The sequence below is a fragment of the Microbacterium sp. K41 genome (assembly GCF_004794395.1).
GTDB lineage: Bacteria > Actinomycetota > Actinomycetes > Actinomycetales > Microbacteriaceae > Microbacterium > Microbacterium sufflavum.
Window position 1 is genome coordinate 1 of record NZ_SSDO01000420.1, and the last position, 26,196, is coordinate 26,196.

Sequence of the window (26,196 nt, forward strand, 5' to 3'; positions counted from 1 at the left end):
CGACCGCCCCGGCGACGAGGAACAGCGGCCGGCGCACCCTCCGTGCCCGCTCGGCCGGCACCCCCGCGTCGATCCCCGTGAGAAGCCGCGCCCTGGCCGACGTCAGGTGCTCCTCGCTGAGGCCGGCCCCCCGGTTGACCTCACGCACGCGCTCGAAAACGTCCATCGACTTCTCCCTTCTTCTCCGTGACCATCGTGTTCCGACCGCGGGCGCGCGCCGGATCCAACCGTGTCCGCACCCGGTTCATGCGGGACCTCACCGTTCCCACGGGAACGCCGAGGGCGAGCGCGATCTCCTCGTAGCTCAGGTCGCCCCAGGCGTAGAGCAGAAGAGTCTCGCGGTCTTTCGCCGACAGCGCGGCGATCAGCGGAGCGAGCTGACGGGTCGAGAGCTCGGCGTCGAGCCGGGCGATCGTCCCGTCGAGGTCGCCGTGAGCGATGTGCTCCTCACGCGCCGCCGACTGCGCCGCCGAGCGCAGGTGCTTCGCCTCGCGCGCCCTGTGCTTCTTGATCAGCCGCGACGCGATGCCGTACAACCACGGGAGTGCAGAGTCCCAGGACGTGTCGAACGACGACCGCCGCGCGAAGGCGACGAGGAACGTCTCGCTGAGGACGTCCTCTCCGGCATCCATCCCGAGGCGGCGGGCGGCATAGCCACCCACCGCGCCGGCGTGTCTGTCGAACAGTTCGGCGAACGCCCGGGGTTGCCCGAGCGACCGCTGAATGATCTCGCTGTCTGTGCTCACACTATGTATTGCCTCAGAAGCACGATCCGGTTCGAAACTCGTCGCGGCGCCCCGTCGACGACCGATCCGCCGCGCGTTCCCCGGTCCTCACTCACCCGGTCGGTCACTCCACGACGGCCCGTCACCGCAGGTCGAGGCGCATGAGCACCCGGGGGAACCCGTCGAGCACGGACCCGGTGTCGGCGGCCTTCGTGAAGCCGGCACCCTCGAACAGGGAGCGGGTCCCCACGTACGCCATCGTGAGGTTCACCTTCTCCCCCGCGTTGTCGACCGGATATCCCTCGATCGCTGGAGCCCCGCGTTCCCTGGCGTACGCGACCGCGCCGTCGATCAGCGCGTGCGAGACACCCTGCTTGCGGAATCCCGGGCGCACGCGGAAACACCACAGCGACCAGACGTCCAGATCGTCGACGTGCGGGATGAGGCGATTGCGCGCGAAGCTGGTGTCACGCCGGGGATGCAGAGCCGCCCACCCCACGGGCTCATCGTCGAGATACGCGATGACGCCCGGCGGCGGGTCCTGGTGGCACAGCTCGCGCACGCGATCCGCACGAGCCTGCCCGCGCAGGGACACGTTCTCCTTGTTGCCGATCCGATAGCTGAGACAGAAGCAGACGTTCGACGTCGGTTTCTTCGGACCCACCAGTGTCGCGACGTCGTCGAAGACGGTCGCGGGGCGCACCACGATGCTCATGCGGTCAGTGTGGCGCACACCACCGACACCGCGCGCGCGGCACCCCGGGACAGCCCCTACTCCCCGCGCAGCACGTCCAGCGCGTGCCGGAAGTCCGCCGGATACGGCGACTCGAACTGCACCCACTCGCCGGTGGTCGGGTGCGCGAACGCGAGCTGGTGGGCGTGCAGCCACTGTCGCGTCAACCCGAGCCGTGCGGACAGCGTAGGGTCGGCGCCGTACAGCGGGTCCCCGACGCAGGGGTGACGATGCGCGGCCATGTGCACGCGGATCTGATGCGTGCGCCCGGTCTCCAGGTGGATCTCCAGCAGCGAGGCTCCGGGAAACGCCTCGAGCGTCTCGTAGTGCGTGACCGATGGCTTGCCGTCCGGCACGACCGCGAACTTCCACGAGTGATTCGGGTGGCGCCCGATGGGCGCGTCGATCGTGCCGACGAGCGGGTCGGGGTGTCCCTGGACGACCGCGTGATAGATCTTCTCGACCGTCCGCTCCTTGAACGCGCGCTTGAGCGCGGTGTACGCGCTCTCGCTCTTGGCGACGACCATCAGCCCGCTCGTGCCCACATCGAGCCGATGCACCACGCCCTGCCGTTCCGGAGCCCCGCTCGTGGCGATCCGGAAACCCGCGGCGGCCAGAGCCCCGACGACCGTGGGCCCTTCCCAGCCCAGCGAGGGATGGGCGGCGACCCCGGTGGGCTTGTCGACCACCACGATGTCGTCGTCGTCATACACGATGCCCAGCTCGGGCACCGCGATCGGCTCGATCCTCGGTGCCTCCTTGGGCCGCCACTCCACCTCGAGCCAGGCCCCGCCGTGCAGACGGTCCGACTTGTCGAGCGTCGCGCCGTCCTGCCGCACACCGCCGCTCGCCGCGACCTCCGCCGCGAACGTCCGCGAGAAGCCGAGCAGCTTCGCGAGGGCCGCGTCGACGCGCGTGCCGTCGAGCCCGTCCGGGACGGGGAGAGAGCGCGACTCCACGCTCAGCGCTCCTCGGGAGACGACGACCCCGCCTCGGCCGACGCGCGTCCGTCGACGACGCGATCGCTCTCGCTCACCGCAGCCTCGTGCTCGGCCGCGACGGCCTCCGCGTCCTCATCGGTCTCCACCGGCGCGTGGTCGCGCTCGCGGGTGCCGTCGAAGCGCAGGCCGAACACCACCAGCAGTGCCACCGAGATCATGCCGGTGACGATGAAGATGTCGGCGACGTTGAAGATCGCGGGCATCATCCACGGCATGGAGATCATGTCGACCACGTGGCCGACCGGGAACCCGGGCTCGCGGAACAGCCGGTCGCTGAGGTTGCCGAGCACACCGCCGAGCAGGCAGCCGAGGACGACGGCCCACAACCGGGACCTCAGGCCGAAGGCCTTCCAGACGATCACTCCCGCGACGACCGCGAGGGCGATCGTGAAGATCCACGTGACCTCGGACCCGAGCGAGAACGCCGCTCCGGGGTTGCGGATGTAATACAGCTGCAGGAACTCCCCGAGCACGGGGACGACCTCGTGCAGCGGAAGGTGCTCGATGGTGAGGTACTTCACAAACTGATCGGCGGCCAGCACGACCGCTGCGAGAATCGCAACGAGCGCGCCGGCCGCCGACCGACGAAGGGGACGACGTCCTGTCAACGCGACGCCTTACAGGCCGATCGCGGAGACGGGCGTGGAGTCCGTGGAAGCCGACTTCTCGTCGAGGTCGCGGAGCTGACCCTCGATGTAGCCGCGCAGCTGAGCACGGTAGTCGCGCTCGAAGTTGCGGAGCTCGGTAATGCGGGCCTCGAGCGTGTTGCGCTCGCGCTCCAGACGCGCCGACTCCTCCCGCTGCTTGGCCTCGGCCTCGGTGCGGATGCGAGCGACCTCGGTCTCCGCCTCCGCGATGAGCGCGTTGCGCTTGGCCTCACCCTCGGCGACGTGCTCGTCGTGCAGACGCTGGGCGAGCTCGATGATCCCGGCGGTCGCCGTGGCAGAACCGGTCGGAGCGGGCTCGGCGGGCGTGGCCTCGGCGGCGGGCGCGGCCACCGGCTTCGGGGCGGGGGTCTCGGCGGCGGCGGGCGCGGCACCGGACTCGTACGCGGCCAGCTTGGCCTTCAGCTCGGCATTCTCCTCGAGGGCCTTGCGCCACTCGATGACGATCTCGTCGAGGAAGTCGTCGACCTCGTCCGGGTCGAAGCCGTCCTTGAAGCGGACGTGCTGGAACTGCTTGGTGACGACGTCATCCGGGGTAAGTGCCATGGGTGGCTCCTCTTTCGATGAGTTCGATTGCCAGTACCGATGTATGGCGTGTTCGTGATGTGGCGCGAACCCGGGGCGCGCACCTGGGTGCCAGCATAGCCCCCGAGCCTTGGCCTCGCGACGCCGCGACACCCAGGCTCGGCGAACTCAGCGGCGCCCTGAGGCGCGACACGCCACGGCGTCAGCGGATGAAGAGCCGGACGATGTTCATCAGGATCAGCACCACCAGCAGGGTGAGCGCGAACCCGAAATCGAGCGACAGCTGCCCGATGCGCAGCGGCGGGATGATCCGCCGGAAGAACCGGATCGGCGGATCGGTGACCGTGTAGACGGCCTCCGCGGCGACGAGGCCGAATCCCTTCGGACGCCACTCCCGGTTGAACAGGGGGATGTAGTCGAGGATGAGCCGCGCGAAGAGCACGAAGATGTACAGCAGCAGCACCAGGTGGACGATGCTGGCGAGGACCGAGACCAGCTGCACGGGTTAGGAGTGGTCGAAGCCCGCGGACTCGGCGTCCGCGTGCGCGATTCCCCCGTGCCCGGACACCGCGATGTTCTCCGGCGAGAGCAGGAACACCTTGGAGGTGACGCGCTCGATGCGGCCGTACAGGCCGAGGGAGAGACCGCTCGCGAAGTCGATGAGGCGCCGCGCGTCGGCGTCGCTCATCTGGGAGAGGTTGATGATGACCGGGACGCCCTCGCGGAAGTTCTCCGCGATGAGCTGCGCGTCGCGGTACTGCTTCGGGTGGACGGTGAGGATCTCGTTCACGGCTCCTGCTGCGGGCTGACGGACGGCGACGGGACGACGGAGGGGCGTGACGGGGGCCGGGGTCGGCTCCTCACGCTCGCGCTCGCGCTCACGGTGGGCGCGGGCGGGTGCCTGCGTCTCCTCCTCGTAGACCTCTTCCTCGTCGGCGAGGCCGAGATACACCATGGTCTTCTTCAGCGGGTTACCCATCGTGTCCTCCGGTTCGAACGTCTCGGGCTGGTCTTGTCACAGGTTAACCCCGGTCGGGGCGCGGTCCCGTGATTGCGGAACCGATGCGCAGGTGTGTCGCGCCGGCGGCGATGGCTTCGACGAAGTCGCCGGTCATACCGGCCGAGATCCACGTGGCCGTCGGCTCGATCGTGCGGATGCCGTCGGCGATGCCCCGGAGCCGCGCGAACGCGGAGGCGGGCTCCTCGTCCAGCGGCGCGACGGCCATGACGCCGCGCAGCCGCAGCGACGGCAGCGACAGCACGTGCTCGGCCAGAGCGGTCGCCGCGTCGGGTGCGACACCGCCGCGACCCGGGTCGTCGGTCAGATTGATCTGCACGAGCACGTCGAGCACATCGTCGCCGTCGGCCGCTCGATGCAACGCGTCGGCGAAGCGGTCGCGGTCGACGGAGTGCACCACGTCGGCGCTGCGCCGGATGGCCCCCGCCTTGTTGGTCTGCCCCTGGCCGATGAAGTGCCACTGCAGGTCGAGGTCGGCGAGCTCCGTGGCCTTCGCGGTCAGCTCCTGCTGGCGGTTCTCCCCCACCGCCGAGACGCCAAGGGCGTGCAGCTCGCGCACGAGAGCCGCCGGGTGGAACTTCGTCACGACGATCCGGGTGATCTCCTCCGGTGCGCGACCGGCCGCGCGCGCGGCGTCGGCGATCCGTTCGTCGATCGCCGACAGCCGCGCCGCGAGCTCCGATGGCGCCGGAGCACCCATCGGAGCCGTCACTTCAGGAATTCGGGGATGTCGATGTCGTCGTCGGCGAATGCCGGCTCGATGCTGGTGGCCGGCGTGCGCTGCGGTGCCGGGGCCGACTCGGTGGCGGGCGTCTCCGCGGGCTTCTCGGCCTCGTCCGAGAGGGCGACCTCCGGCAGCGATGCGGTGGACGGCCGGGAGACGACCATCGGGTCCAGGCGCAGCGACGGCTCCCCGCCGTCGAAGCCCGCGGCGATGACCGTGACGCGCACCTCGTCGCCGAGCGTGTCGTCGATGACGGTACCGAAGATGATGTTCGCCTCCGGGTGCGCGGCCTCCTTCACCAGGTCCGCGGCGTCATGGATCTCGAAGATGCCCAGGTTCGAGCCACCCTGGATCGAGAGGAGCACGCCGTGCGCACCCTCGATCGAGGCTTCCAGCAGCGGAGACTCGACCGCGAGCTCGGCGGCCTTGATGGCCCGGTCGGCGCCGCGCGCCGACCCGATGCCCATGAGCGCGGATCCCGCACCCTGCATGACCGACTTGACGTCGGCGAAGTCGAGGTTGATCAGACCGGGGGTGGTGATGAGGTCCGTGATGCCCTGGACACCGGCGAGGAGCACCTGGTCGGCGGTCGCGAAGGCCTCGATCATCGAGATGCCGCGGTCGCTGATCTCCAGGAGGCGGTCGTTGGGCACCACGATGAGGGTGTCGACCTCTTCCTTGAGCTTGGCGACGCCGGCCTCCGCCTGGCTCTGGCGGCGGCGACCCTCGAACGAGAACGGCTTGGTCACGACACCGATCGTCAGGGCGCCGATCGACTTGGCGATGCGGGCGACGACGGGCGCGCCACCGGTTCCGGTGCCACCGCCCTCACCGGCGGTGACGAACACCATGTCGGCGCCGGTCAGCGCCTGCTCGATCTCCTCCGCGTGGTCTTCCGCAGCACGGCGACCGACCTCCGGGTCGGCACCCGCCCCGAGACCGCGCGTGAGCTCGCGGCCGACGTCGAGCTTGACGTCGGCGTCGCTCATGAGCAGCGCCTGCGCATCGGTGTTCACGGCGATGAACTCGACTCCGCGGAGCCCGAGCTCGATCATGCGGTTGACGGCGTTGACGCCGCCACCGCCGACGCCGACGACCTTGATCACGGCGAGGTAGTTCTGGTTCTGGCTCATGGCCGGCCTCCGATTAGTCGAGCCTTGGATGGGAACCTTAAACCTCAACTAGAGGTGTAAAGTATTTCCCGGTATTGCGTTCTCTCAGATCGAAGGTAAGCGCCGCCCGGCCGCGCGCGCGCAGCGACACGGGCGTGTCGCCCCATTCCCGCCGAAAGCCGTCAGCCGACGACCGCGACGTCCGGCGAGGTCACGTCGATCGACGACGCCTCGGGGTTCGCGGTGAGCGCCGCCGACAGCGCGAGCGCCTTCAAACCCGACTCCTCCGAACTCCCCCACACGACCGTGAGCCCGGTGCTGAGGGTGAGCGTCACATCGTCCGCGGTCGACGCCCTCACCTCCGTCAGCGCCGTGCGGATCCCCTCCGGCAGTGCACGCACCACCAGGCCGGCGCTGCGGAACGCGGCCGAATCCACCCCGCCCTCGGTCTCCACGAGCGGCTGACCCGCGGGCTGCTCCGCCGTCGTCGACAGCGCCACACCCGCCGCATCCACCAGCGTGTAGCCCGCCGACGACGAGATCACCCCGATGGGCGTCCGCTCGACGATGCGCACGGTCAGGTCGTGCGGAGGGCGCGCCTCGAGGGAGTACGTCTCGATCAGCGGGAACGCCAGGAGAGCGGCCTTCACCTCACTCGTGTCCACGAGCGCGAGGGGGGTGCCGACCTGGTCGCTCAGCGCCGCCTCGATCACGGCAGGATCGATCGTCGTCGCCCCCGCGACCGTGATCCGCTCGACCGCGAACAGCGGGCTGTACGCCGCCGCGACGCTCCCGCCCACCAGCAGCACGAGGGCACCCAGGCTGCTGAGCCAGACGATCCGGCGCCGACGTGACCGCTGCGTGAAGCGGCGGATCTCCGCGCGCAGCGCCTTGCGACGAGCGCGAGCCGCCCGCCACACCTCCCTCGTCGACGTGGGACGCTCCGCGCCGTCATCCTGCACGGCCTCCCCCGCAGGCTCATCGACGAGCGGGATCGGCGGCTCCGGATCACGGCGACGCGCACGCGCAGTCCGTTCCGGCGCGGCGGGCGCCTGCTCCGGGGCATCCGGAGCGCTCGGAAGCGGTGCGGGCCGGCGCATGCGCTACGCCCCGTCGGTCCGACGCAGCGACTCCAGCACCTGCGGGATGATCTGGTACACGTTGCCGCAGCCGAGCGTGACGACCACGTCGCCCGCGCGCGCGACCGAGGCCGTGTAGTCGGCGGCCTGCTGCCAGTCCGCCACGAAGTGCACGCGCGAGGGGTCGTGGAACGCACCGCTCACGAGTTCACCGGTGACACCGGGAACCGGATCCTCCCTGGCGCCGTAGACGTCGAGCATCACGGTGTGGTCGGCCAGGCGCTCGAGCACATCGGCGAACTCCTGATACATGTGCTGCGTGCGGGAGTACGTGTGCGGCTGCTGGATCGCGATCAGTCGGCCGTCGCCGGCGAGAGTGCGCATCGCCTCCAGCGCCGCCCTGACCTCGGTCGGGTGATGCGAGTAGTCGTCGTACACCGTGACGCCGCGCTCTTCCCCGTGGCGTTCGAGCCGACGCACGGTCCCCGCGAAGCCCTCCATCGCGTGCACGGCGTCGGCAAACGGAAAGCCGAGCGCGACGAGCACCGCGACGGCACCGGTCGCATTGATCGCGTTGTGGGCCCCAGGGACGGCGAGCTGCATGCGCACCTGCTCCCCCGCGTACACCAGAGTCGCCGCGACCGGTCCGTCCGTGACGATGTCGGTCAGGCACACATCCGCGTTCTCCGCCTCACCGAACGTGAGCACGTGGGGGTGGGACAGCCCCGCCCCGACCCGCAGCGCACCGGGGTCGTCGCTGGAGATCACGACGGCTTCCGAGGCCGCGTCGGCGAACCGCACGAACGCGTCGTGGAAGGCCTCGTCCGACCCGTAGTGGTCCAGGTGATCGGGGTCGACGTTCGTGATGAGCGCGACCGCGGTGTCGTACAGCAGGAACGTGCCGTCCGACTCGTCGGCCTCGATCACGAACAGGTCACCGCTCCCGGTGGCGCTGGACACTCCGAGCTGCTCGATCACGCCGCCGTTGACGAAGTGCGGTTCCGCCCCGAGCTCGCGCAGCGCGGTCACGATCATGCCCGTCGAGGTGGTCTTGCCGTGGGCCCCCGCGACCGACACCAGGCGTCGCGATCCGATCAGCCAGTGCAGCGCCTGCGAGCGGTGGATGACGTGGAGACCGCGCTCCTTCGCCGTCACGAACTCCGGGTTCTCCGGCCAGATGGCACCGGTGTGCACCACGGTGTCGGCGTCGCCCAGGTGCGCGGCGTCGTGACCGACGTGCACGGTCGCGCCCGCGGCGGCCAGGGCACGCAGGTTGTCGCTGTCGGCGCGGTCGCTTCCGGACACCCGGATGCCGGCGTCGAGGAACATCTTGGCGAGCCCGCTCATGCCGGAGCCGCCGATGCCGATGAAGTGCGCGGAGGTGATCGTCTCGGGAAGGGGGAGGGAGAGGTCGGGTCTGATCATGTCCGCTTCAGTCTACTTTTCGTTCCGGTCGGGACGCCGGAGTCACGCCGCACCGAGGGCACGGTCGATCAGCTGGATCACGTTCTCCGTACCGTTCCTGGTACCGACGTTCTCCGCGGCCGCCGCCATGCGCGCGATACGCTCGGGATCGCCGAGCAGGGGCACGACGAGCCGCCGCACCGCGTCGCCGTCGAAGGTGGCGTCGTCGAGCAGCTCGGCTGCTCCCGCTGCCACCGCCGAGCCGGCGTTGAGCCGCTGCTCGCCGTTGCCCACCGAGTACGGGACGTAGAGCGCGGGAATGCCCAGAGCACTGACCTCGCTCACGGTGGCCGAACCCGACCGCGACACGATCAGATCGGCCAGGGCGAACGCGAGGTCCATGCGGTCCACGTAGCGGCGCAGCGTATAGCCAGGCACGCGGGGATCCTCGAGGTCGCTGCGCTCCCCCGTCACGTGCAGCAGCTGCCACCCGGCGTCGAGGATGTCGCGCCAGGAATCGGCGATCGCGTCGTTCAGCCGCTGGGCTCCGAGGGAACCGCCGAACACGAGCAGGACGGGTCGTGCGGGGTCGAGGCCGAAGTGCTCCGCCGCCTCGGCACGCGTCGCGGCACGGTCGAGCGCGATCACCTCACGTCGCAGCGGCATGCCGACGACCTCGCCACGGCGAAGCGGTGTGCCCTCGAACGCGACGCCCACCCCTGCGGCAGCCCGGGCGCCGAGCACATTCGCCAGACCCGGCTTGGCGTTCGCCTCGTGCACCACGAACGGCACCCGTTCGCGGCGCGCCGCCACGTACGCGGGAGCCGAGGCGTACCCGCCGAAGCCGACCACCACGTCGATGCGGTGACGGCGGATGTGCTGACGCACCTGAGCGATCGCACGACGGAAGCGACCGGGAAACGCCGCTGCCTGCGCGTTCGGACGCCGCGGGAACGGCACCTTGTCGACGATCAGCAGCTGGTACCCGCGCTCCGGCACCAGCCGCGACTCCAGGCCTTCGGCCGTCCCGAGCACCAGGACCGTGGCCTCGGGGTCACGCTCGCGCAACGCATCGGCGACCGCGAGCAGCGGGTTGACATGGCCGGCGGTGCCACCGCCGGCGAGAAGATACGAGGTCACCGAGCGACCCTACCCCGCGCACCTGACTGCTTCTCCGAGACGGGGATCGTCCGGGCGAAGGCGAGCAGCACACCGCAGGCCACGAGCACGGCGAACAGCGCCGTCCCGCCCTGCGACATGAACGGCAGCGGCACGCCCATCACGGGGAAGACACCGATCACCACACCGATGTTCAGCACCGCCTGGCCCACGATCCACACCGTGATGCCGCCCGCGGCGACCCGGATGAAGGGGTCCGGCGTCTTGCGGATGATGTGGAACGCGCCGACCGTGAAGAACGTGAACAGCGCCAGCACCACGATGCAGCCGATCAGGCCGAGCTCCTCGCCGACGATCGCGAAGATGAAGTCGTTGCCCGCGGCGGGCAGCCAGCCGTACTTCTCCTGCGAGTTGCCCAGGCCGAGCCCGAAGATGCCGCCAGAGGCCATGCCCCAGATGCCATGGATCGACTGGTAGCAGTCGGTGTAGTAGAGCGCCATGTCGTCGCACGTCGCGGTGATGCGCCGCATCCGATCCTCGCTGGACAGTGCGTACGCGAGCACCGCGACCACGCCGAGGATCATCGGGATGATGAAGAGCCGGAGTTTGACGCCCGAGAAGAACAGACAGCCGAGCAGGATCAGGACCATCACCATCGCGGTGCCCAGGTCCTTGCCCGCCAGCACGGTCCCGATCGCGAGAGCGCCCACCGGCACGACCGGGATGAACACGTGGTGCCAGGTGCCCAGCATGGTCTGCTTGCGCAGCAGCACCGCGGCGATCCACAGGGCCAGCGCGAGCTTGAGGAACTCGGACGGCTGCATCTGGAACCCGGCGATCTGGATCCAGTTCCGGTTGCCGCCGTCCGCGATGCCCAGAGGCGTGAACACCAGCAGCTGCAGGGCGACCGCGCCGAACAGCGCGGGCCAGGCCATGCGCTTCAGGAAGGCGATCGGCAGACGGCTGATGAGGAACATCAGCGGGATGCCCAGCAGGGCGAAGACGCCCTGGCGCAGCACGCCGTCCATCGGGTTCTGGTCGTTCGCGACGGCGGTCGCGCTGGTGGCCGACAGCACCATCACCAGGCCGAAGATCGTGAGGAGCAGCGCGGTCGACGCGATCAGGAGGAACTCGGTCGACACCGGCGTGAACCGGCGCCCCAGAGACACCCGGGCCGCGAGGCCGCCCGACTCAGAGCGCGGAGGGCGAGCCACCTGCGTCATCGGCGCTCCCCCGCTCGATCCACTCACGTACCGCCTCGGCGAAGCGGCGGCCACGTTCCGCATAGCCGGAGAACTGGTCGAAGGACGCCGCGGCCGGGGCCAACAGCACGGTGCCCCCGTCTTCGACGATCCCCGCGGCGATCTCCACCACGCGGTTCATGACCTGTCCAGTGTCGCCAGCGTCGACCTCGAACACCGGCACCGCCGGCGCGTGTCGCCCGAATGCCGCCACGACATCGCCGCGCTCCACACCGATCACGACCGCCGCGCGGGCGGACGCCCCGGCATCGGCCACGAGCTCGGAGATGTCCACACCCTTCAGATCACCGCCAACGACCCACACCGCTCCGGGGTACGCCCGCAGCGAGGAGGCTGCCGCGTGCGGGTTCGTCGCCTTGGAGTCGTCGACCCAGGTGATGCCGGCGTGGCGCGCGACCACCTGGATGCGGTGAGCGTCGAGGTGGAAGCCCTGCAGGGCCGAGTGGATCGCCTCCGGCTCGACGCCGAGCGACCGGGCGAGTGCGCTGGCGGCGAGGATGTTCTGCACGATGTGCGGCGCCGAGAGTCCAGCGGACTCGAGCTCGGCGACGGTGGTGAGCTCGAGGGCGCTGCGGGCGCGGTCGTCGAGGAATGCCCGGTCGACGAGCAGCCCCTCCACCACGCCGAGGTCGCTCGGGCCGGGGATGCCCAGGTCGAAGCCGATCGCGCGGGCGCCATCGACGACCTCGGCCTCCTCGACCATGCGGCGCGTGGCCACGTCGGCCTTGTTGTAGACGCAGGCCACGCGCGTGTTGCGATACACCAGGGCCTTCGCGTCGCGGTAGGCCTCCGCGCTGCCGTGCCACACGAGGTGATCGTCGGCGAGGTTCAGACATACGGCGGAGTACGGGAACAGCTCCCCCTCCGGCTGCGACAGCCCGAGGTACCAGAGCTGATGACTCGACAGCTCCACCACGAGCACGTCGAAGCCGGCCGGGTCGCGCACCGCGTCGAGCACGGGCACCCCGATGTTGCCGCATGGGGCCGCACGCAGGCCGCCCTCGACCAGCAGCGTCGCGGTGAGCTGCGTGGTCGTGGTCTTGCCGTTGGTGCCGGTGATGAGCACCCAGTCGGCCGGGGTCCCGTCGGCGCGGAGCACCTTGTCCCGCACCCGCCACGCGAGCTCGACGTCCCCCCAGAGCGCGATGCCGGCGTCCTGCGCCCAGCGGATCACGGGGTGCGACGGCGAGAAGCCCGGCGACGCGATCACCACCTCCGGCTCGAACGCGCGCAGGGCCTCCGGCACCTCGGCGAGCGACCCCAGCTCGAGGGTCGCGCCGATCACGGGCAGCAGGCGCGCGTACTCCTCGTCCGCCGACTCGCTGAGCACGAGCACGTCGGCGCCCAGTTCCGCCAGGGTGTCCGCGACCGAGAAGCCGGTCATCGACAGTCCGAGCACGGCGACGCGCAGCCCCGACCAGTCCGCGTTCCAGCTGGTCAGTCCGGCCAGACGCTCAGCCGACACGGGTCAGCCACTCCACGTAGAACAGTCCGATCGCCGAGACCGCGAGCAGGCCGGCGATGATCCACATGCGCACGACGATCGTGACCTCCGACCAGCCGCGCATCTCGAGGTGGTGGTGGAACGGGCTCATGAGGAACAGTCGCTTGCCGCGCGTGACCTTGAAGTACGCCCGCTGCAGGATGACCGAGCCGGACGAGAGGACGAAGACGCCGGCGATCACGAGGAGCAGCAGCTCGGTGCGCGTCAGGATCGCCATCGCGGTCACGACGCCGCCGATCGCCATCGAGCCCACGTCGCCCATGAACACCTTCGCCTTCGGGGCGTTCCACCACAGGAAGCCGATGAGGCTCGCGGCGAACGAGGCCGAGATGATCGCCAGGTTGAAGGGGTCGCGCACCTCGTAGCATCCGCCGAGCGCGCCGGGGTCGCCGCCGATGCAGGGCTGCTTGAACTGCCAGAACGCGATCACGCTGTAGGCGCCGACGACGAGCACGCCGGCACCGGCCGCGAGCCCGTCGAGGCCGTCGGTGAGGTTGACGCTGTTGGACGTGGCCACGCCGATGATCGCGATCCACGCCAGGTACAGGATCCAGCCGAGGACCACACCGAAGGCGAAGAGGTTGAGCCACGTGATGTCGCGGAACAGCGAGATCGAGGCGCTCGCGGGTGTCTGACCCCAGCGGTTCGGGAAGTTCAACGCCACGATGCCGAACGGGATGACGACCAGGAGCTGGCCGATCACCTTCCGCCACCCGGAGAGGCCGAGGCTGCGCTGGCTGCGCACCTTCATGTAGTCGTCGATGAAGCCCACCGCGCCGAAGCCCACCATGAGCCAGATCACCAGGATCGCGGACAGCGCTGGTGTCTCCCCGCTCACCAGGACGCCCGTGAAGTAGCCGACGATGGAGCCGAGGATGAAGATCACGCCGCCCATGGTCGGTGTTCCGCGCTTGGCCTCGTGGCTGGGGTTGTGCACGGACTCGGGGGTGCGGATGACCTGCCCCCAGCCCCACTTCCGGAAGAGCCGGAGGAAGACGGGGGTCAGGAACAGGGTGAAGGCGAGCGAGATCGCCGCCGCCATGATGAGTGACCTCACGAGAACAATTCTCCCAGACGATCGCCGAGATGCCGCAGGCCCACGGAGTTGGATGACTTCACCAGCACGCGGTCGCCGTCGCGCAGCTCCGTGCGCAGGTACTCGAACGCCGCATCCTGGTCGGGCAGATGCACGGCCTCGCTGTCCCAGGAGCCTTCGCCGACCGCGGCCAGGTAGAGGCGGCGCGCCTCAGGGCCCACCACCACGATGCGGCGGATGTTGAGACGCACCGCGAGCAGACCGATGCGGTCGTGCTCCTCGCCCGCGCTGTCGCCCAGCTCACTCATGGCCCCCAGGACGGCGACCGTGCGCTCGTCCGGGCCGGTGATCTGCGCGAGCGTGCGCAGAGCGGCGGCCATCGAGTCGGGGCTCGCATTGTAGGCGTCGTTGATGATGCGCACGCGATCGTTGCCCATCGGCTGCATGCGCCAGCGCTCGGCGATCTCGACGGTCTCCAGGCGGGCGATCGCGTCGGCCGGTGCCACGCCGAGCTGCACGGCCGCGGTGAGGGCGGCCAGCGCGTTGGTCACGTGATGAGCGCCGAGCACGCGGAGCCGCAGCGGGCGGCGCTCCCCCGCGACCTCGATCGTGCAGGTCGTCCCGGAGGCGGACACGACGATGTCGTGGGCGCGAACCTCGGCCGCGTCGGACTGACCGAAGCCGACGACGCGAAGGCCGCGGTGCTCGGCGAGCTCGCGCATCGCCCACACCCGGGGGTCGTCCGCGTTGAGCACGGCGGTGCCCGGAACCCGCGCCGCCGACACGAGCTCGGACTTCGCCTTGGCCGTGGCCTCGATGCCGCCGAAGCCGCCCGCGTGCGCGAGCCCCACCATGAGCACGACGACGAGGTCAGGTTCGACGAGTCCGGCGAGGCGGGCGATGCTCCCCGGGCCGGCCGCCCCGAACTCGCTCACGAGGTACCGGGTGTCGTGGGTCACGCGGAGCATCGTGACGGGGGCACCGACCTCGTTGTTGAAGGAGTTGATCGGGGCGACGGTCTCCCCCTCGTCGGCGAGGATGCGTGCGAGGAAGTTCTTGGTCGTGGTCTTGCCGTTGGACCCGGTGATGCCGACGATACGCAGCCCACCGCCCGCGCGCACGCGGCCCACGACCGCGCGCGCCAGCTCGCCGAGGGCGACCACGGCGTCGGAGACGACGATCTGGCTGACGGGCACGTCGACCGGATGCTCCACGATCGCGAGCACGGCACCGGCCTCGACCGCCGCACCGACGAAACGGTGTCCATCGGTCTCCGCGCCGGGCTTCGCCACGAAGATCGATCCCGGCCGCATGGTGCGCGAGTCGGTGTCGACCAGGCCGTCGACGACGGTCTCGGGGGTGTGCTCTCCGGCCACACGCAGATCACCGCCGACAGCGGCGGTGATCTCAGCGAGCGTCAGGGCGATCATGTCATCTCCATGCGCGGCTCTCGCCGACTATCCGAACTTGGGGAGGAGCGCGTCCATCGGGACAGAGGACGGCATCACGCGATAGGTCTTCATCACCTGCGTCATCGCCTTCTGGAAGGCGGATGCGGTGGCCGCGGACGATACAACCTTAGTCGGCTCGTCGAGAGTGACCACGACGACGTACTGCGGATCGTCGACCGGAGCGAAGCCCACCATGCTCGTGTAGTACACGCCGGCCTTGTATCCGCCGTTGCCGTCGGAGACCTGTGCGGTACCCGTCTTGCTCGTCACGCGGTAGCCGGGAACCTGGATGCGATCGGCGTTGCCGCCCTGGACCGCGACGTTCTCGAGCATGCGGGTGAGGTCGGCCGCGGTCTGCGGTGCGACGATCTGCTCGTGCTCGGGCTTCTTCACCTCGGAGACCGTGCCGTCCGCGCCGGTGCAGGACTCGACCAGCGACAGGTCGATCTTCTCGCCGCCGTTCGCGATCGCCTGGTATGCGCCGGCGAGCTGCGGCGCGGTGACCGTGAAGTACTGGCCGAACGTGGTCGTGTACAGCGACTGGCTGTCCCAGTCGGAGACGGGGTGCAGCAGGCCGGACACCTCGGACGGGAAGTCGAGCGTCTTCTGGCCGACGCCGAACCGCTGCAGGTAGTCGTAGCGCACTTCGGGCGACACCATGGTGCCGAACTTGGACAGTGCGACGTTCGACGAGTCGATCAGGCCGCCCGCGAGCGTGTAGTTGTAGGCCGGGTGCGAGAAGGCGTCGTTGATGACGGCACCGTTCGGGAACGTCTCGCGCGACGAGGCGGTCACCGTGCTCAGGGGCGTGAGACCCGCGCCCTCGATCGCGGCCGCGGCGGTGATCGCCTTGAACGTGGATCCCGGCTCGAAGTCTCGGTGGAAGATCTGGCTGTAGCGCGTCTCGGGCGTGGAGGAGTCGAGGTCGTTGGGGTCCATCGCCGGCCACTCGGCCGCAGCGCGGATCTTGCCCGTCGCCACCTCGACGACCGTCACGGTGCCGCCCTTGGCGCCCTGCTTCTGCGCCTCCTCGCCGATCATCTGCTGGAGGTACCACTGCAGGTCGCTGTTGATCGTGAGCTGCACGGTGCCGCCGTCCACGGCGTCGACGACCTTCTCGCTGCCCGGGATGACGACGCCGTCCTTGCCCTTGCGGTACGTCTCCTCACCGTCGACCGGCGCGAGGCACGTCTCCTCGAGCTGCTCGACGCCGGCCTTCGCCTCCCCCGTGTTGTCGAGGAAGCCGAGGATGTTCCCGGCAACCGCACCGTTCGGGTAGACCCGCGTCTCCCGCGGCTTGAGCGACAGGTAGGAGCCGATGCCGAGGTCGCGCAGAGCGATGTACTGCTCGGTGTTCAGGCCCTTCTTGAGCGGCGCGTACTGGCTGTTCGGGTTCTCGGCGAGGGCGTTGGAGACCAGCGCCCGCACCTCCTCGCCGGTCTGACCGGTGATCGCGGCGATCTTGTCCGAGGCCTCGGCCCACGGCAGCTTCGGGTTCTTCTCCTCGACGAGCATGATCACCTGCGGGCTCAGCTGGGCGTCGTAGACCATGACGCTCGATGCGAGCACGGTGCCCCCGGAGTCGACGATCGAGCCGCGCTGGCCGGGGATGGCGGAACCCGCCCCGATGTGCTCGAGCGACTGCGAGACGTGCTCATCGGCGCTCACGACCTGGATGTCGACGAGGCGGACGACGAACGCCACCAGGACCGAGAGGATGACCGCCAGAGCGACGACAGTGCGTCGCCGCGGTCCGCGCGTGGCTCGTGTCGTCATGGGATCTCTCCGTGGTCGTTGCGATCAGTGGGTGGTGGGGCTGGGGAGGCCGTCGGTGATGGCCGGCGGAAGATCCTGCGCGGGCGGCGCGACGCCGTCCTCGCCCTGCGCGGTCTGCTCCGCGGGCGGTGCGTTCTCGGTGATCAGCACGTTCCCGACGGCCGCCGCGCCGTTCGGGTCGACGGTCGAGGTCCAGTCGGCTCCCGACCCCGTGCCGAAGACCGCGCCGTCGCTGAGCCGGAGGTACGAGGGGGAACCGGCGACGACCATCCCGAGCGCGGCCGCGCTGCTGGCGAGCACCTGCGGCGAGCTCAGGCCGGTGAGCTCCTCCTGCAGGGCGTGCGTGTGCAGATCCAGCTCCCGCTGCTGGGACGACAGGCCCGCGAGGGTGAACGAGTCCTGCGTGATCGCGAGGGACAATCCGACCTGCGCCGCGCCGATGGCGAGGGCGCCGGCCAGGGCCACGAGCGCATAGGCCAGCTTCGGCTTGCGGCGGACCGCGGGGGTGGTGACCGGCTGCAGTCGCCGCTTCGGTGCGCGCTGCGGCGCCTCGGAGGGCAGCGGACGGGCCGCCGTGCGTACTGCGTTCATGCTCATGCGCTCTCCCGCACCTTCTCAGCGGCGCGCAGGCGCACCGGGATCGCCCGCGGGTTGCGGGCGCGCTCTTCGTCGTCGGCGAGCTCCGCGCCCTTGGTCAGGATGCGGAAGCGGGGGGCGTGCTCCGGGAGCTCGACCGGCAGCCCCGCCGGGGCCGTGGACGCGGACGCGGCCGCGAACGCCTGCTTGACCAGGCGGTCTTCCAGCGACTGGTACGACATCACGACGATGCGCCCGCCGACGGCGAGGGCGTCCATCGCGGCCGGGATCGCGTCGGCGAGCACGTTCAGCTCCGCATTGACCTCGATGCGCAGCGCCTGGAACACCCGCTTGGCGGGGTGTCCAGCGCGCTGGGCGGCCGCGGGCGTGGCAGCGACGAGGATGTCGACGAGTTCGCCCGACCGCAGGATCGGCTGCCTCTGCCGTGCCTCGATGATGAATCGGGCGTAGCGGCCCGCGAGCTTCTCCTCGCCGTAGCGCTCGAAGATGCGCCGCAGGTTGCCCTCGCTGTAGGTCGCGATGACGTCGGCGGCGGTGACGCCCTTCGTCTGGTCCATCCGCATGTCCAGCGGAGCATCCTTGGCGTACGCGAAACCGCGCGCGGCCTCGTCGAGTTGCAGCGAGGAGACCCCGAGGTCGAACAGGATGCCCGCGGCGCCCTGAGCGTGCAGGCCGATCTCGTCGTAGACGGCGTGCACCAGGGTGAGGCGATCGCGGAACCGGGCGAGCCGCTCACCCGCGATCCGCAGCGCGTCGGTGTCGCGGTCGAGCCCGATCAGGCGGATGCCGGGGAACCGCTCCAGCAGCGCCTCGGAGTGGCCGCCCATTCCGAGGGTCGCGTCGACCAGGACGGCGCCGTCCTCCTGCAGGGCGGGCGCGAGCAGCTCGACGCAGCGGTCGAGCAGGACGGGGGTGTGGATGTCGCGGAGGCTCATGATCTCTCTCGGGTCCGACCTTCGGCTCTGATCCCCCTCCGCTTCGCGACCCGGCACCGGGGAAGTGTGTCGGGGCGGGAGCGGCGGGGCATCACAGCCGTGGTCAGAACAGTCCCGGAATCACCTCCTGCTCCAGTTCGGCGTAGGACTCCTCACCAGCGGCGAGGTAGGCGTTCCAGCTCTCGGCGTCCCAGATCTCGGCGTGAGCACCGACTCCGGTCACGATGAGCTCCTTCTGAAGACCGGCGTACTGACGCAGGTGGGCGGGGATGGTGATGCGGTTCTGGCTGTCGGGCATCTCCGCGCTTGCTCCGGAGAGGAACAGGCGCATGAAGTCACGTGCCTGCTTGTTCGCGAGCGGCGCCTGACGGATCCGCTCGTGCATCGCCTCGAACTCGGCCGTGCTGAAGACGTAGAGGCAGCGCTCCTGACCGCGGGTGACGACGATGCCGCCGCCCAGGTCCTCGCGGAACTTCGCGGGAAGGATGACCCGTCCCTTGTCGTCCAGCTTCGGTGAGTGCGTGCCCAGCAGCATCGGCCTTCACCCCCTCTCCGTCCGGCCAACTCGAGGTGCGCCCCACTTTACTCCACTTTGCTCCACTTTCCTATGACTAATGCCCGTAGATTCTGCTCGAAGGACTCCGGCGCGCCAGAGAACCGCGTGATTACGCGGTGGAGCGGGGTGGAGCGTCAGTGGAGGGTCGTGGAGGCCCAGTGGAGGAAAGAGTCCACACACGGAAAAAGCCCGGATGCAGAGCATCCGGGCTTCTCAGAGAAGGTGAGGCGGGTCACCGTCCGTCTTGGCGGCGATCCCAGCGATCGTTCATGCGATCCATGAAGGAGGAGGAGTCCTGTCGCTTCGCGGTCGAGCGCTGACGCGGCTCGGCCGGCGCCGAGCGACGCACGGGGGTGACCGCGAGCATGACGCCGGCAAGCATGGCCGCGAACCCGATGACCCCGACCACCACACCCCAGACATCGCCGAGGATGACACCGACGACGAGACCGCCGACGCCCGCGAGCAGCAGGAGCGCCCCGTAGACGAGGTTGCGATAGCTGAGTGCGCGGTCACCGGACGGCGCGCTCACCACATCGGCGTCATTGTGAAGGAGATGGCGTTCCATCTCGTCGAGCAGACGTTGCTCCTGTTCGGAGAGTGGCATCTCGTCCCCCTCGGGTATGGTGCACTCCAGTCTACGCTCGACGGGCGTCCGGGGCCAGCGTCAGGCCCCTCCCTTCCTTTACGTATGCTGGGAGTCGTGCCGTCAGCCTCTCCCGTCCCCGACGCCGTCGCCGCCCGACTGGACGGCTTCCTCGCACGCATGCGGGAGGAGTCATCGGCCTACGGGCCGGATGCGGGCGCGTTCCTCGACATGGCGGCGAGCACGCTAGCGGGTGGCAAGCGACTGCGCGCGCGCTTCTGTCATGCCGGGTGGCGTGCCGTCGCCCGTTTCCACGAGCGCACGGCCACCGAGGACGACCGCCTGTGGGATCTGTGCGCGGCCCTCGAGATCTTCCAATCCGCCGCCCTCGTGCACGACGACCTGATCGACAATTCCGACACCAGGCGCGGTCGCCCCGCGGCCCATCGCGCCCTCGAGGCGTCGCACCGCGGCGCCCGCTGGAGCGGAGACGCGGAGGCTTTCGGTCGCGCGGGGGCCGTTCTGCTCGGCGACCTCCTGGTGGCGTGGAGCGACGACCTGCTCGAAGCCGCCCTCGACGGCCATCCGCACGCGAGCGCCGTGCGCGGGGAGTACGCCCGCATGCGACGCGATGTGACCACGGGCCAGTTCCTGGACATCGCAGAGGAGTCCGCCTGGAGCGTCAATCCGGCGGAGGAGCACGCGGAACGCGCGTTGCGCATCGCCTCGCTCAAGTCGGCCAGGTACAGCATCGAGCAGCCGCTCGTCCTCGGTGCCGCCTTCGCCGGCGCAGACCACGAGCAGCTCGCAGCGCTGCGGCGCTTCGGTCACCCGGTCGGGATGGCGTTCCAACTCCGAGACGACGTGCTGGGCGTCTTCGGCGACAGCAGCGTGACGGGCAAGCCGGCCGGCGACGATCTGCGAGAGGGCAAGCGGACGGTTCTGGTCGCGCTGACCCGCGAGGCGCTCGACGCGCCCGCACGCACCATCCTCGATGAGCTGCTCGGCGACCCGGCCCTGAGTGCGCAGCAGGTGGCCGCTCTGCAGTCGACCATCGCGGACTCCGGCGCGCTCGCACGGGTGGAAGACATGATCTCCGCCTACGCCCGCGAGGCGGACAGGGCGCTGACCGGAGCTCCGCTCGACAACGCCGCCGTGGGCGAGCTCCGCGACCTCGGGCGAGCCGCGACAGTGCGCTCTGCCTGAAGCCCGCTCAGGCCAGGGTGCGCGCGAGTCGGCGGACCTCGCTCTTGTGGCCGGCGAGCAGCGACGCGATGGGCGAACGGCCGAGGCTCTCCTCCTCCGCCAGAAGCCAGTCGATGAGCTCGTCATCGCTGAAGCCCGCATCCTGCAGCACGATGACCGTGCCGCGCAGCGAACTCAGCGGGTGCCCGTCGACGATGAACACGGACGGCACGGCGAAGACACCGGTACGACGCGATCCGACCAGGTGATGGTCGTCGATCAGTCGACGCACGCGTCCCAGCGGCTCACCGAGGACCTCGACGAGGTCGGGCAGCGTCAACCACTCGACGGGGGCGGCTTCGGGTGAGGCGGCAACGTTCTCAGACACGATGCCCACTATCTCACCTCGGCGTCCCTGACGCATTTCAGCACTCGCGTCACACTGTTCACATGTGTCACTTCTGTTGACATCTCTATACATCCGTGTCAGCGTGAAGTGCTCGAAAAGGGGGCCCGTCGTGAACCTTCAGACCGCTGCTCGCCGCGCTCGAACCCTGCAGCTGGGGCTGCCCGCCGCGATCGCCGGCGCTCTCGCCGCAACGCTGACAGCCGCGCCGGCCGTCGCCGTGACCGACGCCTCGGTCGCGCCGCTCGAACGGCAGCGCACCGCTCCCCCGCGCGGCGTGCCCGCCCAGGTGGCGCCGGCAACCTATATCGTCCAGCCGGGCGACACCGTGGCGGCGATCGCCGCTCGCTTCGGGCTGCGCACGGCCGATGTCCTGACCTGGAACGGCCTGTCCTGGCGCTCCGTGATCTACCCGGGGCAGACGCTCGTGCTCCATCCTGCCGCCGCTCCGGCGCCTGCTCCGGCACCGGCGCCCGCACCGGCCGCCACCACCGTGCACGCCGTCGTCGCGGGAGACACGGTCTACGCCATCGCGCAGCGCTACGGCACGAGCGTCGATGCGGTCCTGTCCGCGAACGGGCTCACCCGCGCCTCGATCATCTACCCGGGGCAGAGCCTCGCCATCGGCGCGCCCGCGGCTGCGCCCGCCGCGGCACCCGCTCCCGCTCCGGCTCCGGCTCCGGCGCCCGCTCCCGCGGCGACGACGCACACGGTCGCTGCCGGTGACACGCTGTACGGGATCGCCCAGTCCTACGGCACCACGACGCAGGCTCTCTTCGCACTGAACGGTCTCGGGCCGTCGTCGATCATCTACCCCGGGCAGAAGATCGCCGTGCAGGCGGCCGCGGCTCCTGCGCCGGCCACAGCCCCGGCGGCCGCTCCCGCACCGGGAGGTCAACTCAGCGCCGCTCTCACCGCGGAGCAGGCCGGCACCGCCGCCCTCATCATCCGTATCGGTCGCGAGCTCGGCGTGTCCGATCGCGCCATCGCGACGGCGCTCGCGACCGGCATGGTCGAGTCCGGGCTGCGCAACCTGGACTGGGGCGATCGGGATTCGCTCGGCATCTTCCAGCAGCGCCCGAGCACCGGGTGGGGCACGCCGGAGCAGATCATGGACGCCGACCGCAGCACCCGCGTGTTCTATGGCGGCCAGAGCGATCCGAACGGCACGGTCACCCGAGGCCTGCTCGACATCCCCGGGTGGGAGAGCCTGTCGTTCACCGCCGCAGCGCAGGCCGTGCAGATCTCCGCCTACCCCGACAAGTACGGGCAGTGGGAGGCTCAGGCCTACGCCTGGCTCGCGCTGTACGGCTGAGATGTCCGGGGAATACGGGGTCCAGGGGTGAGGCGCTCCCGGGGCTTTCAGGCAATCCTCCCTAGAATTCTGACGTGACGACCAATCAGCAGGCCGACCCCCTCATCGGGCGGCTCGTCGACGGTCGGTACCGAGTCCGAGCTCGAATCGCGCGCGGCGGGATGGCCACGGTATACGTCGCCACGGACCTCCGCCTCGAACGCCGCATCGCCCTCAAGGTCATGCACGCGCACCTCAGCGACGACTCCGCGTTCCAGAGCCGCTTCATCCAAGAGGCGCGCGCCGCGGCACGACTGGCCGATCCGCACGTCGTGAACGTCTTCGACCAGGGCCAGGACGGCGAGCTCGCCTACCTGGTGATGGAGTACCTGCCCGGCATCACCCTGCGCGAACTCCTCCGGGAGCAGAAACGCCTCACGGTCGCGCAGACCATCACGATCATGGACGCCGTGCTCGCCGGGCTCTCCGCGGCGCACCGTGCTGGGATCGTGCACCGCGACGTGAAGCCCGAGAACGTGCTGCTCGCCGAGGACGGCCGCATCAAGATCGGCGACTTCGGACTGGCCCGCGCGACGACCGCGAACACCGCGACCGGACAGCAGCTCCTCGGCACCATCGCCTACCTCGCGCCGGAGCTCGTCACCCGCGGAACGGCCGACGCACGCAGCGACATCTATGCGCTCGGCATCATGCTGTACGAGATGCTCGTGGGCGAGCAGCCCTACAAGGGCGAGCAGCCGATGCAGATCGCGTTCCAGCACGCCACGGAGTCGGTGCCGCGCCCCAGCGTGCGCAATCCCGCCGTTCCCGAGCAGCTGGACGAGCTCGTGCTGTGGGCGACCGAGAAGTCGCCGGACGAGCGGCCGGACGATGCACAGCAGATGCTCGAGCGCCTTCGCGACATCGAGCGCGAGCTCGGCATCTCCCCCGCGGTGACCAGGGCGACCGTTCCCCCCCAGAGCGCCGCCGACTCGGGCGACCTGACCAAGGTGATGCCGGGCACGATGGTGATCCCCGACGCTGTCGCGCCCACCGCCGGCACGGTCGACAACGCCACGATCCTGCGGCGCCGTGCATCCAAGCGCCGCGCCCGCGGAGCCTTCCTCCTGTCCCTCGTGCTGCTGCTGGCCGTGCTCGCCGGCGGCGTCGGCTGGTGGTTCGGCTCCGGCCCCGGCTCGCTCATCGCCGTACCCGCCGTCGCGGGTCAGACGTACGACCAGGCCGCCGCCGAGCTCACCGATGCCGGATTCGTGCCGACGCAGCGCGACGAGTTCTCGGTCGATGTCGACAAGGGCACCGTGATCGAGACCGATCCGGGCGAGGGCTCACGCCTCGACAAGGGGGCGACGGTCGCGGTCGTCGTCTCCGCCGGACCCGCGTCGCACGACATCGCCGCCGTGGCCGGGGTGCCTGCCGACGAGGTGCGCACGGCCCTGGAGGGGGCGAACCTGGAGATCACCGACGACGAGGAGTACTTCACCGACGTCGCCGACGGCTCGGTCATCAACGTGCGCATCACCCCCCGCGCGGGTGGCGACGCCTACGGCTGCGACGAGGGCTGCACGGTCTTCGAGAAGGACACCGCCACCATCCAGATCTCGCGCGGCCCCGTGCCGGATGTGAGCGATATGACCGTGAGCCAGGCGACCGACGCCCTCACCAGCAAGGGCCTCAAGGTCAACGCCGAGAGCCAGTACCAGCCCAGCGACACGATCGGGAAGGACCGCGTCATCGGTATCGCCGAGCGTGGCGAGGAGGGGTCCTGGCGTCCGGGCGAGACCGTGCAGCTCATCGTCTCCCAGGGTCCGCCGCTGTTCGACGTCCCCGACGTGTCAGGGCTGTCCCGCGACGAGGCGACCAAGGCACTGCGTGACGCCGGCTTCAAGTGGGCGTACACGAGCGGCACCGGTCTCCCGGACTCGGTGTGGGATCTGCTGGCCAATCAGAACACGCGCGTCGAGTCGTACAGTCCGACGGACCCGCAGCGGAAGGGCGCGACGATCACGCTCACGATGGGCTTCGCCGGCTGAGTCGGCGCATGACGAAGGGGCCGGAACGATGTTCCGGCCCCTTCGTCATGCAGTGTCCGCGGCGTCAGCGCTTCTCGAGCTCCTCGGCCACGAGGAACGCCAGCTCCAGGGACTGCATGTGGTTCAGGCGCGGGTCGCACAGGCTCTCGTAGCGCGTCGCGAGGGCGGCCTCGTCGATCTGCTCCGAGCCGCCGAGGCACTCGGTCACGTCGTCGCCCGTGAGCTCGACGTGGATGCCGCCCGGGAACGTGCCCACGGAGCGGTGCGCCTCGAAGAAGCCGCGCACCTCGTCGACCACGTCATCGAAGCGCCGCGTCTTGTATCCCGTGGGCGTCGTGATGCCGTTGCCGTGCATGGGGTCGGTGACCCACAGCGGCTGCGCGCCCGACTCGCGGACCGCCTCGAGCAGCGGAGGCAGCGCATCGCGGATCTTGCCGGCACCCATGCGCGTGATGAAGGTCAGTCGTCCGGGCTCGCGCTCGGGGTCGAGCTTGTCGATCAGCGCGAGAGCCGTCTCCGGCGTCGTCGTCGGGCCGAGCTTGACGCCGATCGGGTTGCGGATCTTCGAGAAGTAGTCGACGTGCGCGCCGTCGAGCTCGCGCGTGCGCTCACCGATCCACAGGAAGTGGGCGGACGTGTTGTACGGGGTGTCCGTGCGCGAGTCGATGCGCGTCATCGGCCGCTCGTAATCCATCAGGAGGCCCTCGTGGCCGGTGAAGAACTCGACGCGCTTCAGCTCGTCGAAGTCGGCGCCCGCAGCCTCCATGAACTTGATGGCCCGGTCGATCTCGGCGGCCATGCGCTCGTAGCGCTGGTTGGCCGGGTTCTGCGCGAACCCCTTGTTCCACGAGTGCACCTCGCGCAGATCGGCGAAACCACCCTGCGTGAACGCGCGGATCAGGTTCAGCGTCGACGCGGCCGTGTGGTAGCCCTGCAGCAGACGACCGGGGTCGGCCTGGCGCGAGCCCTCCGTGAAGTCGTAACCGTTGACGATGTCGCCACGGTACGCCGGCAGGGTGACCTCGCCACGGGTCTCGGTGTCGCTCGAGCGCGGCTTGGCGAACTGCCCGGCCATGCGCCCCATCTTCACGATCGGCATCGACGCCCCGTAGGTGAGCACCACCGCCATCTGCAGCACCGTCTTGATGCGGTTGCGGATCTGCTCCGCGGTCGCGCCCGCGAAGGTCTCGGCGCAGTCGCCGCCCTGGAGCAGGAAAGCCTGGCCGGAGGCGGCACGCGCGAGGCGGTCGCGAAGATTGTCGACCTCCCCCGCGAAGACCAGCGGCGGGAGAGCGGCGATCTGCCGGGAGACGTCGGCGACGCGGTCGGCGTCCGGCCACTGCGGCTGCTGCTTGATGGGAAGCGAGCGCCAGGCATCAAGGGCATCGATGTGGTGCGGGAGCATGCGTCAAGCCTACTGGTCGGCGACGGTGCCGAGATGCGCTGCGGAGG

26 protein-coding genes are annotated in these 26,196 nt (G+C 70.0%); 3 read left to right on the plus strand and 23 right to left on the minus strand.

Going from position 1 to position 26,196, the window contains the following annotated elements:
- Positions 1-140 precede the first annotated feature (140 nt).
- The 21 genes from DW309_RS13105 to DW309_RS13205 all read right to left on the minus strand — a co-directional run bounded on the left by DW309_RS13105 (position 141) and on the right by DW309_RS13205 (position 19,829).
- Entirely contained in the window at positions 141-746 is a 606-nt protein-coding gene (locus DW309_RS13105) for an RNA polymerase sigma factor (RefSeq protein WP_136037292.1), read from the minus strand.
- 121 nt (positions 747-867) lie between these two features.
- A complete protein-coding gene (locus DW309_RS13110; protein ID WP_136031339.1) occupies positions 868-1,440 on the minus strand; it encodes a GNAT family N-acetyltransferase in 573 nt (190 codons plus the stop codon).
- A gap of 56 nt (positions 1,441-1,496) precedes the next feature.
- Positions 1,497-2,417, minus strand: coding sequence for an RluA family pseudouridine synthase (locus DW309_RS13115; protein ID WP_136045628.1), 921 nt, complete (start codon positions 2,415-2,417; stop codon positions 1,497-1,499).
- 2 nt (positions 2,418-2,419) lie between these two features.
- The gene (gene lspA / locus DW309_RS13120) at positions 2,420-2,980 is read right to left on the minus strand and encodes a signal peptidase II (RefSeq protein ID WP_240744563.1); all 561 of its coding nucleotides are present in this window, start codon (positions 2,978-2,980) and stop codon (positions 2,420-2,422) included.
- Positions 2,981-3,076: 96 nt separating this feature from the next.
- Entirely contained in the window at positions 3,077-3,670 is a 594-nt protein-coding gene (locus DW309_RS13125) for a DivIVA domain-containing protein (protein WP_136031335.1), read from the minus strand.
- Between the two features lie 181 nt (positions 3,671-3,851).
- On the minus strand, positions 3,852-4,151 hold the full coding sequence (locus DW309_RS13130; protein ID WP_136031333.1) for a YggT family protein: 300 nt from the start codon (positions 4,149-4,151) through the stop codon (positions 3,852-3,854).
- A 3-nt stretch (positions 4,152-4,154) separates the two neighbouring features.
- Positions 4,155-4,628, minus strand: a complete 474-nt coding sequence (locus DW309_RS13135; RefSeq protein WP_136031331.1) for a cell division protein SepF — start codon at positions 4,626-4,628, stop codon at positions 4,155-4,157.
- A gap of 43 nt (positions 4,629-4,671) precedes the next feature.
- Positions 4,672-5,367, minus strand: a complete 696-nt coding sequence (locus DW309_RS13140) for a YggS family pyridoxal phosphate-dependent enzyme (RefSeq protein WP_136045642.1) — start codon at positions 5,365-5,367, stop codon at positions 4,672-4,674.
- Positions 5,368-5,375: 8 nt separating this feature from the next.
- A complete protein-coding gene (gene ftsZ / locus DW309_RS13145) occupies positions 5,376-6,524 on the minus strand; it encodes a cell division protein FtsZ (protein WP_136031329.1) in 1,149 nt (382 codons plus the stop codon).
- A 161-nt stretch (positions 6,525-6,685) separates the two neighbouring features.
- The gene (locus tag DW309_RS13150; RefSeq protein ID WP_136045629.1) at positions 6,686-7,603 is read right to left on the minus strand and encodes a cell division protein FtsQ/DivIB; all 918 of its coding nucleotides are present in this window, start codon (positions 7,601-7,603) and stop codon (positions 6,686-6,688) included.
- A 3-nt stretch (positions 7,604-7,606) separates the two neighbouring features.
- Positions 7,607-9,007: a UDP-N-acetylmuramate--L-alanine ligase gene (murC, locus tag DW309_RS13155; protein ID WP_136045630.1), complete on the minus strand. Its 1,401-nt coding sequence runs from the start codon at positions 9,005-9,007 to the stop codon at positions 7,607-7,609.
- A gap of 42 nt (positions 9,008-9,049) precedes the next feature.
- Positions 9,050-10,126 (minus strand): UDP-N-acetylglucosamine--N-acetylmuramyl-(pentapeptide) pyrophosphoryl-undecaprenol N-acetylglucosamine transferase, encoded by a 1,077-nt coding sequence (locus DW309_RS13160; RefSeq protein ID WP_136045631.1) that lies wholly within the window; start codon positions 10,124-10,126, stop codon positions 9,050-9,052.
- A complete protein-coding gene (gene ftsW / locus DW309_RS13165) occupies positions 10,123-11,328 on the minus strand; it encodes a putative lipid II flippase FtsW (RefSeq protein ID WP_136031320.1) in 1,206 nt (401 codons plus the stop codon). Before ftsW ends, DW309_RS13160 begins: the two co-directional genes overlap by 4 nt.
- Positions 11,297-12,832, minus strand: coding sequence for a UDP-N-acetylmuramoyl-L-alanine--D-glutamate ligase (gene murD, locus DW309_RS13170; protein WP_136031318.1), 1,536 nt, complete (start codon positions 12,830-12,832; stop codon positions 11,297-11,299). The genes ftsW and murD overlap by 32 nt, the downstream gene beginning before the upstream one ends.
- The gene (mraY, locus tag DW309_RS13175; RefSeq protein ID WP_136031316.1) at positions 12,822-13,928 is read right to left on the minus strand and encodes a phospho-N-acetylmuramoyl-pentapeptide-transferase; all 1,107 of its coding nucleotides are present in this window, start codon (positions 13,926-13,928) and stop codon (positions 12,822-12,824) included. Before mraY ends, murD begins: the two co-directional genes overlap by 11 nt.
- Positions 13,925-15,337 (minus strand): UDP-N-acetylmuramoyl-tripeptide--D-alanyl-D-alanine ligase, encoded by a 1,413-nt coding sequence (locus DW309_RS13180; protein ID WP_136045632.1) that lies wholly within the window; start codon positions 15,335-15,337, stop codon positions 13,925-13,927. The genes mraY and DW309_RS13180 overlap by 4 nt, the downstream gene beginning before the upstream one ends.
- Positions 15,338-15,364: 27 nt before the next feature.
- Positions 15,365-17,134, minus strand: coding sequence for a peptidoglycan D,D-transpeptidase FtsI family protein (locus DW309_RS13185; protein ID WP_136031312.1), 1,770 nt, complete (start codon positions 17,132-17,134; stop codon positions 15,365-15,367).
- A 24-nt stretch (positions 17,135-17,158) separates the two neighbouring features.
- Entirely contained in the window at positions 17,159-17,731 is a 573-nt protein-coding gene (ftsL, locus tag DW309_RS13190; protein ID WP_136031310.1) for a cell division protein FtsL, read from the minus strand.
- Complete coding sequence (gene rsmH / locus DW309_RS13195; RefSeq protein ID WP_136045633.1) at positions 17,728-18,666, minus strand: 16S rRNA (cytosine(1402)-N(4))-methyltransferase RsmH; 939 nt, start codon at positions 18,664-18,666, stop codon at positions 17,728-17,730. The genes ftsL and rsmH overlap by 4 nt, the downstream gene beginning before the upstream one ends.
- Positions 18,667-18,769: 103 nt before the next feature.
- Complete coding sequence (gene mraZ, locus DW309_RS13200) at positions 18,770-19,201, minus strand: division/cell wall cluster transcriptional repressor MraZ (RefSeq protein WP_136031306.1); 432 nt, start codon at positions 19,199-19,201, stop codon at positions 18,770-18,772.
- Between the two features lie 253 nt (positions 19,202-19,454).
- Positions 19,455-19,829 carry an SCO2097 family morphological protein gene (locus DW309_RS13205; protein ID WP_136031304.1) on the minus strand — a complete coding sequence of 125 codons (375 nt, stop codon included), beginning with the start codon at positions 19,827-19,829 and terminating at the stop codon, positions 19,455-19,457.
- A 96-nt stretch (positions 19,830-19,925) separates the two neighbouring features.
- On the opposite strand from DW309_RS13205, the gene DW309_RS13210 reads away from it, so the two are divergent.
- Positions 19,926-21,014: a polyprenyl synthetase family protein gene (locus DW309_RS13210; RefSeq protein ID WP_240753216.1), complete on the plus strand. Its 1,089-nt coding sequence runs from the start codon at positions 19,926-19,928 to the stop codon at positions 21,012-21,014.
- Between the two features lie 7 nt (positions 21,015-21,021).
- Here DW309_RS13210 and DW309_RS13215 read toward each other — a convergent pair whose 3' ends face one another.
- A complete protein-coding gene (locus DW309_RS13215) occupies positions 21,022-21,390 on the minus strand; it encodes an Rv2175c family DNA-binding protein (RefSeq protein ID WP_205812765.1) in 369 nt (122 codons plus the stop codon).
- A 121-nt stretch (positions 21,391-21,511) separates the two neighbouring features.
- Here DW309_RS13215 and DW309_RS13220 point away from each other — a divergent pair, with 121 nt between their 5' ends.
- Together DW309_RS13220 and pknB are read left to right on the plus strand one after the other, a co-directional pair.
- Positions 21,512-22,714, plus strand: coding sequence for a LysM peptidoglycan-binding domain-containing protein (locus tag DW309_RS13220; protein WP_136045635.1), 1,203 nt, complete (start codon positions 21,512-21,514; stop codon positions 22,712-22,714).
- Between the two features lie 74 nt (positions 22,715-22,788).
- Complete coding sequence (pknB, locus tag DW309_RS13225) at positions 22,789-24,744, plus strand: Stk1 family PASTA domain-containing Ser/Thr kinase (RefSeq protein WP_136045636.1); 1,956 nt, start codon at positions 22,789-22,791, stop codon at positions 24,742-24,744.
- Between the two features lie 64 nt (positions 24,745-24,808).
- On the opposite strand, the gene DW309_RS13230 is transcribed toward pknB, so the two are convergent.
- Positions 24,809-26,149, minus strand: a complete 1,341-nt coding sequence (locus DW309_RS13230; protein WP_136031294.1) for a class II 3-deoxy-7-phosphoheptulonate synthase — start codon at positions 26,147-26,149, stop codon at positions 24,809-24,811.
- Positions 26,150-26,196: the final 47 nt, after the last annotated feature.